Origin of the sequence: Luteolibacter sp. LG18 (assembly GCF_036322585.1) — a bacterium.
Classification (GTDB): domain Bacteria; phylum Verrucomicrobiota; class Verrucomicrobiia; order Verrucomicrobiales; family Akkermansiaceae; genus Luteolibacter.
The window spans coordinates 5,218,428-5,231,787 of record NZ_AP024600.1 but is presented as its reverse complement, the minus strand read 5'-3'; the positions used below and the strand labels follow the sequence as shown (position 1 = coordinate 5,231,787).

The 13,360-nt window shown below is 65.3% G+C and carries 7 protein-coding genes and 2 tRNA genes; all 9 read left to right on the top strand.

Features of this window, described 5'->3' with window-relative positions; genetic code table 11:
- Nucleotides 1-12 precede the first annotated feature (12 nt).
- The 9 genes from llg_RS20895 to llg_RS20855 all read left to right on the top strand — a co-directional run bounded on the left by llg_RS20895 (nucleotide 13) and on the right by llg_RS20855 (nucleotide 13,074).
- Nucleotides 13-387: a hypothetical protein gene (locus llg_RS20895; protein ID WP_338286990.1), complete on the top strand. Its 375-nt coding sequence runs from the start codon at nucleotides 13-15 to the stop codon at nucleotides 385-387.
- Between the two features lie 66 nt (nucleotides 388-453).
- Nucleotides 454-1,086 carry a dethiobiotin synthase gene (gene bioD / locus llg_RS20890; protein ID WP_338286989.1) on the top strand — a complete coding sequence of 211 codons (633 nt, stop codon included), beginning with the start codon at nucleotides 454-456 and terminating at the stop codon, nucleotides 1,084-1,086.
- Between the two features lie 261 nt (nucleotides 1,087-1,347).
- A complete protein-coding gene (trpB, locus tag llg_RS20885) occupies nucleotides 1,348-2,541 on the top strand; it encodes a tryptophan synthase subunit beta (protein WP_338286988.1) in 1,194 nt (397 codons plus the stop codon).
- A gap of 63 nt (nucleotides 2,542-2,604) precedes the next feature.
- Nucleotides 2,605-2,675, top strand: a tRNA-Gln gene (locus llg_RS20880).
- Nucleotides 2,676-2,723: 48 nt separating this feature from the next.
- Nucleotides 2,724-2,797 (top strand) — tRNA-Gln (locus llg_RS20875).
- A 1-nt stretch (nucleotide 2,798) separates the two neighbouring features.
- Nucleotides 2,799-3,080 carry a hypothetical protein gene (locus llg_RS20870; RefSeq protein ID WP_338286987.1) on the top strand — a complete coding sequence of 94 codons (282 nt, stop codon included), beginning with the start codon at nucleotides 2,799-2,801 and terminating at the stop codon, nucleotides 3,078-3,080.
- A gap of 325 nt (nucleotides 3,081-3,405) precedes the next feature.
- Entirely contained in the window at nucleotides 3,406-6,249 is a 2,844-nt protein-coding gene (locus llg_RS20865; RefSeq protein WP_338286986.1) for an RICIN domain-containing protein, read from the top strand.
- Between the two features lie 65 nt (nucleotides 6,250-6,314).
- Nucleotides 6,315-7,157, top strand: coding sequence for a hypothetical protein (locus tag llg_RS20860; RefSeq protein ID WP_338286985.1), 843 nt, complete (start codon nucleotides 6,315-6,317; stop codon nucleotides 7,155-7,157).
- Nucleotides 7,158-7,203: 46 nt separating this feature from the next.
- A complete protein-coding gene (locus llg_RS20855; protein WP_338286984.1) occupies nucleotides 7,204-13,074 on the top strand; it encodes an autotransporter-associated beta strand repeat-containing protein in 5,871 nt (1,956 codons plus the stop codon).
- The last annotated feature ends 286 nt before the right edge of the window (nucleotides 13,075-13,360 follow it).

Below are 13,360 nucleotides of genomic sequence, written 5' to 3'. Positions count from 1 at the left end.
GACTCCCGCTGCATGAAACCATTTTCCATTTCGCTGCTATTCAGTGCGCTCACGTTTGCCGCTGGGCGTGGATACTGGATTCTCGCTGGATTGGCCTCGTGGAACGGCGGCCCCACCGATGACATCGCCATCCTTTATTACCTTACGGTTCCGATTCTCCTTCACGCCATTCTGGTCCGGCGGCGGGGCATGCGCGCCGCGTTCCCAGGCACGCTGCTTTATGCTGCCGTTGTCGCCGGTTTGTGCCTGGCCCGTCACCAGGAGCTTGCCGCGTATCCCGGCTACGATGCATGGCATGTGGGGCGTTCTCTGACTTCCTTGTGGGGATGTCTTTTCTTCTTTGCGGCGGGACTGGGAATGGCGTTCCTGGACGAGGAGGCATCGTGACCGGGAAGGGGCGATTTTTCTCGGCCGTGTCTTGACCTGCCCCCCGCGAACCTTCACGCCTCCCGCGTGAGTTTCTTCATCACCGGCACCGATACCGGCGTGGGCAAAACCCGCGTCACCTGTCTCCTCCTGGCGGCCCTGCGGGGCGAGCGCCGTGATGCCGTGGGCTACAAGCCGGTGGCCTCGGGTGACCGCGAGGACGCCGCGCTGCTGCTGGAGGCGTCCGGCCTGGACGAGGCCAAGCTGGATGCGGTGAACCCGGTGTATTTCCAAACCGCCGTGGCTCCCTACGTGGCCGGGATGCTGGAAAACAATCCGGTCGATCCCGCCGCGCTGGTCGCGGGTTACCGCGCGCTCGCCGCGGAGCACGAGTTGGTGCTCGTGGAGGGGGCGGGGGGCTGGGAAGTCCCGCTCGCGCCCGGCTACCGCATTTCCGACCTCGCCACCGACCTCGCGCTGCCGGTGATCGTGGTGGCGGCGAACAAGCTTGGCGTGCTGAACCACGTGGCCCTCACCGTGGCCGCGATCCAGGCCCGTGGCCTGACCTGCGCCGGCGTCGTCCTGAACGAACTCGAGGACGAACTCGACACCGCCAAGATCACCAACAAGGGCGTGCTGGAGGATATCACCGGCGTGCCGCTGCTGGCCCACATCATCCACGGCCAGGACTTCCTCGATCTGGAGGATTTTGGACTCTGAGGAGGCGTTTGTTGGTGTTCGGTTTTGCCCGTTGGGGCATGCAGGTTACGAGCTGCGCTCGCTTCTGGCAGGTCGCTTTCGCTCCCGTCGCATTCAGTTTTCAGGAAGAAAAAACGGACGGCGTTGAAAGGCTCCGTTGCTCTTCTTCCTCTTCCTGAAAACTGAAAACTGAAAACCCGCAAACTTCCTCCCCGGTCTTCCCGCTTGATTTCCGGGCCATCGTCCGCCTTGTTCGCCCCAGTCCTTTCCGGTTTCCGCACCATGTCCCTTACCAATCTTCCCGACGCCACCGGTCATTTCGGCAAATTCGGCGGCATGTTCGTCCCGGAGACCCTGATGGCTCCGCTCCAGGAGCTCACGGTGGCCTATGACGAGGCCCGCCGCGATCCGGCCTTCCAGAAGGAGCTGGACCACCTCCTCGCCGATTACGTCGGCCGTCCAACCCCGCTGTATTTCGCGGAGCGATGGACCGAGGTGCTCGGCGGCGCGAAAATCTACCTGAAGCGCGAGGACCTGCTCCACACCGGAGCCCATAAGATCAACAACGCCATCGGCCAGATCCTGCTGGCGAAGCGCCTCGGCAAGAAGCGCATCATCGCGGAAACCGGTGCCGGCCAGCACGGTGTGGCCACCGCCACCGTCTGTGCCCGCTTCGGCATGGAGTGCGTTGTTTACATGGGCGCCGTGGACATGGAGCGCCAGGCGCTCAATGTCGCCCGCATGCGCCTGATGGGCGCCGAGGTCCGCGCGGTGACCGCCGGCCAGGCCACGCTCAAGGAGGCCGTCAACGAGGCCATGCGCGACTGGGTGGCCACCGTCGACCACACCCACTACATTCTCGGTTCCGCGCTCGGCTCGCACCCGTTCCCGATGATGGTCCGCGATTTCCATCGCGTGATCGGTGTCGAGGCCCGCCGTCAGATCCTCGAAAAGGAAGGTCGCCTGCCGGACATTCTCGTTGCCTGTGTCGGTGGCGGTTCGAATGCGATCGGCCTGTTCCATCCCTTCCTCGGCGATGACGAGGTCCTGATGATCGGCGTCGAGGCGGGCGGGGAGGGGATCATCCCGGAACGCCACGCCGCCCGTTTCCAAGGCGGCAAGCTCGGCGTCCTGCAGGGCACGAAGACCTGGTTGCTCGCGAACGAGGACGGCCAGATCGAGCTCACGCACTCGGTTTCCGCCGGTCTCGACTACGCTGCCGTGGGTCCGGAGCACGCGTATCTCCAGGACATCGGCCGCGTGGAATACTCCTACGCCACCGATGACGAGGCTCTGGCAGCCTTCAAGGAACTCGCCCATACCGAGGGGATTCTCCCGGCGCTGGAAAGCTCCCACGCGATGGCCCACGTGCGGAAAATCGCCCCCACCTTGTCGAAGGACACCATCATCATCGCGAACCTTTCGGGCCGCGGTGACAAGGACGTGGAGCAGGCCGCGAAATACCTGCTCAAATAAACGATTTCCCTGTTGCCAACGGCGAATCGGACCGGTACTTTCCGGCCCCGCCGACGGGTCAATAGCCTCGTAGTGTAATGGTAACACACCGGATTTTGATTCCGTATTTCTAGGTTCGAGTCCTAGCGAGGCTGCTCCCACAGCCGGCATCCAACAACTGGCCTCCAGGCTTTCTTCAAAAAAGTCTCGTGGTGTAATGGTAGCACAACAGATTCTGACTCTGTTTGTTAAGGTTCGAGTCCTTACGAGACTGCCAGTTGTCGTTGAGAATCAATGGTCGAATTTCACGAAAATCGGAAGTTTTCGCCATTTCTGGCAGTTTTGGGCAGCGTCTGATCCATGAAATCATTCGCGGATTCGGCCGCGGCAATGGCCGCAACCTCGGGCGCTACTGGAAGGTTGGTCCCGCACAATCCATCTTCGTGCCCGGCTGCTGGCTGAACGAGGAGAAGGACAACGAGGTGATCGTGCTCGAACTGGAATCCGAGAACCCGCCGCTGCAGGTGCCGACCAGCAAGGAGGCGATCTGGGGGAATTGACCTGTTACTGGCCGAGCTGACGTGGTGTCGGATAGCTGAATTGTTATCGTGGGATTTTTGGCTATTGGCGTAACGCTTACCTTGTGAGCCATCCGCCATGACCTGCTGCGGCTGCGTGCCGATCGCAATGTGCTGGAAGGAATCCTCTGGGGCATCAAAGCAGGTGCCGCTGGCGGGATCTACCAAGGAAGATGTCGCGAAGGTGGCGGAGGGGGTGGGAAGTCGTCAGCAGTGGCACAACCCAATCATCCGTGGGAGAATTTTTCTCCCGGTGAATGGGTGGAGAATGCCCCGGCATCCTCCGGAAAACCCAACCCAACCCACGATGAATAAAAACCTGCTGTCGTCCCTCGGGACGATTGCCGCCGTTGTCACGTTCGCCTGCTGTCCAGCGGCCCATGGCTTCAACCACCCCAGCGCACCGTTCACGCTCGATGACCTGACTTTGCTCAAGTCGAACATCACGCGCGAGCCATGGAAGACCGGCTACGACTCGCTCGCCAGCCAAGGCCAATCCCAGCTCACCTACACGATGCAGGGACCGTATGCGAACGTGAGCCGCGCCCCGGACGTGAACCTCAACCAATGGCGGAACGACATGAGCGCGGTCTACAACCTCGCGCGCATGTGGTGGTTCACCGGCAACGCGGCCTACGCGCAAAAGGCCCATGACATCCTCATCGCCTGGGCCGACACCCAGACGTCGTTCACCGGCGGCGAGGCGAACCTCGATCTCGGCGACTACGCGATCTGCTACGTCGCAGGCGCGGACATCCTGCGCGGCACCTGGCCGGGCTGGACACAGACCGACACCGACAAGGTGAAGAACCTGTTTCTGAACGTCTATTTCCCGTCCACCGCCGCCGGTGGGAACGTGCTGGGCCCGGCGAACAAGGGCGCGCTGAGCATGGCCGCCGCCGCGGGAATGGCGGCCTTCGGCGATGACCAGGCGAAGTTCGACCACGTCGTCGACCTGTTCCGCGCCAGCGCGTCCTCGGGGCTGCCGAACACGCTTTCCTCCGGGCAGATCGGCGAGACCGGGCGGGACTTCGGCCACGCCTACGGCCAGTGGCGCTCGCTGTCACTGGCGGCCGAGTTCTTCTGGAAGCAAGGCGTCGACGTCTACTCCGAGCTCGACAACCGCCTGCTGGCCATCGGCGACTATGATTCCCGTAACAACCTGGGCGTGACCCCGCCCTACGTCACCTACGGCTCGACCGACTACTACCTCTACTGGACGAACCAGCCCGGCCTCGGCTGGACCGCCACGCGCCGGGGGCTGGAAATCCTGAACAGCGCCTACGTCGTGCGGAAGGGACTCTCCGCACCCTACATCCAGCTCCGTCGCCAGTCGCTGCCGGTGGATTCGGATTCGTTCATGTTCTGCAAGGCCGCGGACACCTCGGTGGCCACGCCGCCCGCGGCCGTCACCTATCCGGCGTCCGCGCTGACGAGCACCGGCCTCACTAGCCTGGACATCGGCGGTGCGACGCCCGCGGGAAGCAGCAGCTACGCCAACGGGATCTGGACGGTCACCGGCGGAGGTTCGGAGATCTGGACCTACGGCAACGACAGTTGCCATTTCGCCTACCGGCAGGTCACCGGTGATTTCTCGATCACCGCCAAGGTCGAGTCGCTGCAAAACACCTCCGGCGCGGCGAAGATCGGGGTGATGTTCCGCGATTCGCTCGCCGCCAACGCGGGCCAGCGGGCGTGGGTCGCCATCAAGCCCGGCCAGAACCTCGAGTACCACATGCGCGGCTGGACCAACGTCCTCGGCGGCACGAACTGGGACAAGGGCAGCCGCAGCTTCCCCGACTCGAAATTCTGGGTGAAGATCCAGCGTGTGGGCCGGATCGTCGCCCTCTATGTCTCCGCCGACGGCACCAGTTGGGCCGGCGTGGGCGAGGGCGATTTCTCCAACCTCGGCAGCACCAATTACATCGGCCTGGTGGTGTGCTCGATGGCGAATGGCACTCCGAACACGGCGACCTTCAGCAACGTCTCGATGACCGGCGGCAATGGTGTGGCTCCCGTCTGGGCGCCAGAGGCCCCGCGCGGCGTGCTGGGGGCGCCCGGCGCTGGCAAGGTGCCGCTGCGCTGGCTGTCCTCGGCCGGGGCGACCAGCTACAAGGTGAAGCGCTCCACCACCAGTGGCAGCGGCTACACCACCATCGCCACCGTTTCCGGCACCAGCTACATCGACACCGCGGTCACCAACGGCACGCCTTATTACTACGTCGTCAGCGCGGTGAACTCCACGGGCGAAGGCGCGAACTCCCCCGAGGATGCCGTGACCCCGGTCAGCCCGATGGCCAACGTCGCTTTCGGTGGAACGGCGAGCTCCTACAGCAACACGAGCACCTCCGCCTCGGCCTTCGACGGCAATTCAGGAGCGAAGTGGTATGCCGGATCGAACGCCGGTCTCGGCGCGATCCAATACGACCAGGGCGCGGGCCGCACCGCGAAGATCAAGCGCTACTCAATCACCAGCGCGAACGACGTGCCCGCGCGCGATCCGAAGGACTGGCAGTTCCAAGGATCGAACGATGGCACGAACTGGACCACGCTCGACAGTCGCAGCAATGTCTCCTTCCCCTATCGCCACTGGGAGCTGTTCTTTGCAGTCGCGAGCCCGGCGTCCTACCGTTACCACCGGCTCAACATCACCGCCACCGGCGGCGAGAACAGCACGCAGATCGGCGATCTCTCGTTTCTCAGTGACGAAGGCACCCTGATCCCGGCCGACACCTACCGCTTGTTCAACCGGAAGAGCAACAAGGCGATGGACGTGCAGAACGGCGCGACAACCGATGGCACGCCGATCATCCAGTGGAGCGGCGGCAGCGGCGACAACCAGAAGTGGACCTTCGCCGACCAGGGCGGCGGCCAGTACCGCGTGGACAGCGTGGCCAGCGGCAAGACGCTCGAGGTGAACGGCGGCAGCACCAGCGATGGCGCGGCGCTGGTCATCCGCCAGTGGAACGGCGGCAACCACCAGAAGTGGACCGCCGTCCCGGTGGGAGACGGTTACTTCCGGTTCGCCGCCGTGCACACGGGCAAGAGCGCCGACGTGAGCGGTGGCAGCACCGCCAATGGCGCGGCTGTCATCCAATGGCCGAACAACACCGGGACCAACCAGCAGTGGTGGGTCTCGCCCGCTCCCTGAGCCGTTTCACGGGCCGCGTGCGTGGAAACCGCACGCGGCCTTTCCTCTTCATTCCTCGAAGAACGATGAAACGGATTTCATCACGCGCCCGATGGGGACTCGTCGGGACGGCGATCGCGATCGGCGGGATCACGCACCACGGGGACATCACTCCGCTCCCGGAGCCGGTTCCCTCGACCCATACCCGGCCCGGACGCCAGCCAGTCCATCCGCGGGATTTCCAAGATCGGTTTCAGCAGGCATTCCACGCCAAGGACGACCTCCGGCGTGAGCGGGACCTCTCCGCCATCGCCACCCAATGGACGGCCGCGAACCCGGAGGAGGCGCTGGCGTTCGCCCGCCAGTTGGCCGATGCCGAAACCCGGACGCGGTTGCTCCGCCTGTTGTTGACCACATGGGCCCGCCACGATCCGGAGGCCGCGATGGTGTGGTCGGACGGTTTGCCGGACGAGGCCGCGCGTCGCTCCGCGCGCTCGACGATCGCCATCACCCTGGCGGAAACCGATCCCTGCGGGGCCCTCGATCTGGCGATCCGCCACGGTGCCGCCAATGAGACCGGCGGGCTGTTGGAAAACCTGGCGATGCAATGGGCGGACCGCGAGTCCGCACCGGCCTTGGAATGGGTGAAGACCCAGCCGCCCGGCGAATGGCATGACCGCCTGATGGCCCGCGTGGCCTTCATCCTCTCCAAGTCCGATCCCCGCGCCGCCGCCTGCCAGGTGGCGGAGGCCATCGCCCCCGGTCCCTTGCAGGACGAGGCGGTGATTTCCGTCCTCCATCAATGGGCGCTGACCGATGCCGTGGCCGCCGCCCGCTGGGCGGAAAGCATCACCGCCGGAGCCCTGCGCGAGCGGGCCCTGGGCGAACTCGCGGGACTGCGTCCCGCCCCGCTGGAGCGGATCGATTGAATCCCGGCCCGCGCCCTTTCCCACCCTTGCATCCCTTGCCCGTTCCATGAAACCCATTCTCCATCTCGCCCTGCTCGTCCCCGCCCTGTTGTTCGGCGGATTGCAACGACCGGCCACCGCCCAGGCCTTCGTCCATCCCGGCCTGCTCAGCACCCAGGCGGACCTGAACCGCATCAAGGCGAAAGTCGCCGCCGGTGAACAGCCGTGGAAGGCAGGCTACGACAAGCTGGCCGCCAACGGATACTCCAGCGCGAACTACACCGCGTATCCGCACCCGATCATCTGCCGCGGCGGCAACTGCGCCAGCATGGGCCTGTCACAGGACTACATCACCATGGCCCGTGACGCGTCCGCGGCTTACCAATGCGCGCTGCGCTACCACATCACCGGAGACACCGCCTACGCTGACGCCGCCATCCGCAACATGGACGGCTATTCCTCCACCGTGCAACAGATCACCGGCAGCACCGACGCGCTGCTGCTGGCCGCGCAGGCCTTCCAGTGGGCGTGCGCGGCGGAGCTGATGAGAGGCTACCAGCCATGGGTGGATTCGGGCGGACTCGTCAATTTCCAGGTCTTCCTGCTCACGAAGTTCTACCAGGACCCGAACACCGGCAACGGGATCGGGCCATTCCTGGAACACCACAACGGCACCTGCGACACCCACTACTGGGCGAACTGGGACCTGCTCGCGATGAACGCCGTGCTCGCCATCGGCGTGGTCTGCGATGACCGGACGATCTACAACAAGGCGGTCAATTACTACAAATCCGGTATCGGCAACGGAGCCGCGGACAAGGTCATGTGGTTCCGCCACCCCGGGAACCTCGGGCAGGCGCAGGAATCGGGACGCGACCAGGGCCACAACTCGATGGGCCCCGTGCTGCTGGGTTCCTTCTGCGAGATGGCGTGGAGCCAGGGTGACGACCTCTACGGCTACAACGACAACACCCTGCTGGCCATCAGCGAGTACGTCGCCCGATACAACCTGGGCAACGACGTCCCCTACGTGACCGCCATCAATTGCGACAGCCTCAGCAACCGGGTGGGCATGCCCGCCATCTCCGACGCGAGCCGCGGCATCTACCGGCCGGGCTACGAGCTGATCTACAACCACTACGCCAACCGCCGGGGGATCGCCGCTCCTTACACGATGCGCATGGCCCTCACCGGCCGACCGGAGGGCGGCGGCGGCGATTACGGGCAGACCAGCGGCGGCTTCGACCAGATCGGGTTCACCACGCTGACCCATTCGCTCGATCCGATCGCTCCCGCCAGCGTGCCCGCCCCGCGCGGCGTGACCGCGGACCCGCGCAACAACACGGTCGTCCTTTCCTGGTGGGGCAGCGCCAATGCCGCGACCTACAAGGTGAAGCGCGCGACCACCGCCGGCGGTCCGTACACCGTGGTGGCCAGCGGCCTGCCCGGTGACAAATTCACCTACCACGATGCCGGGCTCGGCCAGAACACGACCTACCTCTACGCGATCTCCGCGGTGCTGGGAAATGGCGTGGAAACACCGGACAGCGCCCCCGTCACCGTGACCACCAACCAGCGGCTGAAGGGAACCATCATCGGCACCGGCGACGCCTACCTCTACGGCATGTGGCGGGAACAGGCCTTCGACGACGCGAACGTCACCTTCTTCGATTCGAGCACCGCGAGCGGCAGTTGGGCGGGCCTCGATCTGGGGGCCCCACATGTCATCACGCAGGTGAATTACCAGCCGCGCATCGGCTACGCAGGCCGCATGACCGGCGGGCTGTTCCAGGGCTCGAACACGCCGGACTTCAGCAGCGGTGTGGTCACGCTCTCCACGATCGGCGGCACGCCCCCGGCCGGGATGTCTTCCCAGAACATTTCCAACCCCGGCGCCTTCCGCTACGTCCGCTACCTCGGCCCGAACAACGGCTACTGCAACGTGGCCGAACTCCAGTTCCACGGTTATCCGAACCCGGCCATCGTGCCCGCCGCTCCCACCGGCCTGGCCGCCACCGCGGGCAACGCGAAGGTGACGCTGGCCTGGACCCCGCCCGCCACCGCCACCGGTTTCACCGTAAAGCGCGCCACGGTGCCGGGTGGTCCGTATGTTTCCCTCCCGGGGCCAGTGACAGGCGCGTCTTTCGTCGACACCACCGCCACCAATGGCGCGACCCATTACTATGTGGTCTCCGCGTCCAATGCCACGGGAGAGAGTGCCAACTCCGCGGAGATCGCGGTGACGCCATCGGCAGGTGCCCCCACCGACCGCATCACCTGGTCCGGAGCCCTGACCGCGAATTGGGACACCGCCACCCTCAACTGGCAAACCGGCGGCGCACAGGTCGCCTTCGCCCCCGGCACCGCGGTGCTGTTCGATGATTCCTCCGGCAGCGCCACCACCATCAATGTCGCCGCGCCGGTGACTCCCTCGTCGGTGGTGTTCAACAACGGTTGGAGGAGCCTGCGCCTCGATGGCAATGCGATCAACAGCCCCGGCCCGTTCACCAAGACCGGCGGCGGCCCCCTGTTCCTCTCCGCTGCCAACAGCTTCCCGAGCGCCAACCTCGGCGGCGGCGAGGTGACGATCCAGAACGCGGGGTCGCTCGGCACCGGCCCGATCACCCTCGGTGGCGGAACCTTGAGCACCTGGGGCAGCCTCACGCTCGGCAACGTCATCGTGATCTCGGGCAGCGGCGGACTCCAGCTCGCCAGCAACGCGAACCTCACCCTGACCGGCGCCCTCTCCGGCAATGGCGCGCTGACGCTGGGTAACGACGAGAATCCCTCGTCGCTCTACCTTTCCGGCACGAACACCATGACCGGTGGCTCCGTCACGGTGGCCAACAACGCGAACGCCGTTCGCTTCACCACTGCCGCGGCGGGCAATCCAAACGTCGACTGGGTGTTCAACAACACCACCGCGGGCCGCACCGCGCTGGAGTTCTCCAGCGGCACCCTTTCCCTGGGATCGCTCGCGGGCAATGGCCTGATCCAAGGCAACCGCAGCGGGACCAATTCGATGAACGTCGTCCTCGAGGTGGGAGCCAACCATCATTCCACCACCTTCTCCGGCATCCTCCGCGACAACCGCCTCGGCACCGGCCCGATCGGCCTGACGAAGACCGGCAATGGCACGCTGACGCTGACCGGAGCGAGCGACTACTCGGGCGCGACCACCGTGAGCGCGGGCAGGCTGGCTCTGGCCACCACCTTCGCGAGCAACAGCAGTTTCCAGGTGGCGAATGGAGCGGTGCTGGCGGTGAACAACACCAGCCCGGGCCCGGCCGCGGTGGCGAATCTCACGCTTGCCGGCGGCAGCACGCTGGAAATCGGCAATCCCACCAGCACCACGGTCCCGCTGGTGACCTGCGGCGGCGTGACGGTGGGGGGCGGATGCACGGTGAAGATCGCCCAGATTTCCGGCACGCTCGGTCTGGGCACCTACCCATTGATCAGCTACAGCGGCTCCTTCCAAGGTTCCCTCGCCAACCTGCAACTCCAGTTGCCCGCCGGAGTGAGCGGCACGCTGGCCAACAGCAATGGCAAGCTCTCGCTGGCGATCACCTCGCTGCCGCTGCCCGTCGCCCCCGCGGAGCTCACCGCCTCCATCGTCAATGGCCAGGTGGCCATCGGCTGGAGCGCCGTCCCGTATGCCGCCACCTACAACGTCTGGCGCTCCACCACCAGCGGCGGAGGCTACACGCTCGTCGCCACCGTTTTCGGCACCGGCTACATCGACACCGCCGCATCGGCCGCGGGCACTTACTACTACGCGGTGACGAGCAGCAATGACTTCGGCACCAGCCCGCAATCCAGCGCGGCCACCGTGACCACCCTGGGCGCGGGCCGGTCTGCCATCAGCATCGATTTCCAAGGCGGCGGCTCCAGCGGCACCCCCGCCCCGATGGGAGCGGCGGAAACGGCAGGGGCCGTGAGCTTGGCAAACTGGAATGCCTCAGGCGGTGCCAGTGGCACGGTCAACAGCCTCAAGGACTACTCCGGGGCCACGACCTCCGCCAACGTCGCGTGGACCTCCAACAACACCTGGAGCACGAACATTCCGGACACCGCCGGCGACCGACGGATGATGAAGGGCTACCTCGACACCAACAACACCTCCACCACCACGGTGACGGTCTCCGGCCTGCCCTCCGCCTTCACCGGCGCGGGCTACGACGTCTACGTCTATACCGATGGCGACACCGGCTCGACCAAGGCGGGCGACTACACCCTCGGCGCGCGGACCATCAAGGCGCTCGATACCGGCGGCTCGCATTTCTCCGGCACCTATGTCCAGGCGGATGGGACCGCCGGAAACCACATCCGCTTCACCGGCCTCACATCGTCCACCTTCACGCTCTCCGCCACGGGTGATCAAACCTACTCCGGCCCGCGCGCACCGGTGAATGGCATCCAGATCGTGATCCCGGCGAGCGCCGCCACCACCCCCGCCGCGCCCACCGCCCTCACCGCCATGTCCGCCCCGGGTCTGGGCATCGATCTCTCGTGGATCGCGGCCGCCGGGGCGACGAGCTACAACCTCAAGCGCGCCACCGTTCCCGGCGGGCCCTACGTCACGCTCGCCACGAATGTCACCACCACCGCCTACAACGATCCCACCGCTTCCACTCAGACACTCTACTACTACGTGGTCAGTGCGGTGAATGGCGCCGGGGAAGGAACGCCTTCGCCGGAGACCGGCATCGTCCCCACCGCTCCGCCCGCCGCCATCAGCATCGACTTCATCGGCGGAGGAGGAAATGGCAACCCGGCCGCCATGGCCGCTGGCGAAGTGGCGGGCGCGGTGGCCGTGGCGAATTGGAACTCGGCCACCGGCGCGGCAGGCTCGCTGTCCGGGCTGGTGGACAACCTCGGTCACTCCGCCGCGGCCACCGTCACCTGGAGCAGCAACAACACCTGGAGCACCCCGATCACCGAATCCACCGGGGGATACCGGATGATGAAGGGCTATCTCGATACCACCAACACCTCCACTACTTCCGTGAGCCTCACCGGCATTCCCGCCGCCTGGCTCCCGGCGGGCTACGACGTGTATGTCTATTGCGACGGCGACACCGCCACCACCAAGGGCGGCAAATACACGATCGGTGCCACGACCCTCGACGCGCTGGACAACGCGGCCACCCACTTCTCGGGAACCTACGTCCAAGCCGAGAACTCCGCGGGCAACCACGTGAAGTTCTCCGGCCTGGGCACCGCGTCCTTCACCCTGGGCGCGCGCGGCGACCAGAGCTACCCCGGTCCACGCGCCCCGGTCAATGGACTCCAGATCGTCGCCCGGCCACCCTCCACGCCCACCGGCCTCGCCGCCGCGCCGGATGAACCGGGCGGCATCGCGCTCACCTGGGACGCCTCCGCCGGAGCCTCGGCCTATCAGGTGATGCGCGCGGTTTCCGCCGGCGGGCCATGGTTCCCGGTCGGCCTGGCTCCATCGCCGAATTTCACCGACTCCGGCCTGCCCGCAGCCGCGGGGTTTTACTACACGGTCATCTCGCACGGCATCGGTGGCGCGGGCCCCGCTTCCGCACCGGTTTCGGCGACCACGTTCACCCCGCTGGAGAGCTGGCGCTTCGGATGCTTTGGCACTGCTGCCAACGCTGGCACCGCCGCCGATCAGGCCGATCCGGATGGCGACGGTTGGAACAACGCACAGGAGTTCGCCGCCAGCACTGATCCCAACAATCCCGCGAGCCATTTGGCGATTTCGTCGCTGGAAACTGGAGCCCAGGACGCCGTCATTCTCTTTACCACAGTGATAGGGAAGACCTATCGTGTGGAATACTCCGAAACGCTCGAGGTCGATTCATGGACCGCCGTGCAGGATCACATCGCGGGCACCGGCGGGACGATGGCGGTGAGCGATACCGGTGGAGGCAATCGACCAAAGCGATTCTACCGTGTGGTGGTCCAATGAGTCAGCAGCGAAGCGCCTGAACTCACTGGAGGTTCTCAATAAGTGAACCCCACGAGCCGGATCCGGTTTCCGATCGTTCCATCAGAAGACCTTTCAGCACAAAGGTCTCACTGGCGCGGTCGCCTGCTGTAACGGAGAGGCGTGGTATGGGATGTATGCCGGTGCGGGTGCAAGGTGTCTCAGTGATCGGATCAAGAAATGCTATATTGTTGTAATGTTCGGGGCTGTTTTTAGATTCTGTGGAGTGCTGGTTACCACGGAAATTCACCGATGAGTTGCTGTTTTT

Excerpts from the sequence above, each read along its gene's own strand:
- llg_RS20895 (WP_338286990.1), top strand. The coding sequence starts at position 13 with ATGAAACCATTTTCCATTTCGCTGCTATTCAGTGCGCTCACGTTTGCC.
- llg_RS20855 (WP_338286984.1), top strand. The coding sequence starts at position 7,204 with ATGAAACCCATTCTCCATCTCGCCCTGCTCGTCCCCGCCCTGTTGTTC.
- llg_RS20860 (WP_338286985.1), top strand. The coding sequence starts at position 6,315 with ATGAAACGGATTTCATCACGCGCCCGATGGGGACTCGTCGGGACGGCG.
- llg_RS20865 (WP_338286986.1), top strand. The coding sequence starts at position 3,406 with ATGAATAAAAACCTGCTGTCGTCCCTCGGGACGATTGCCGCCGTTGTC.
- trpB (WP_338286988.1), top strand. The coding sequence starts at position 1,348 with ATGTCCCTTACCAATCTTCCCGACGCCACCGGTCATTTCGGCAAATTC.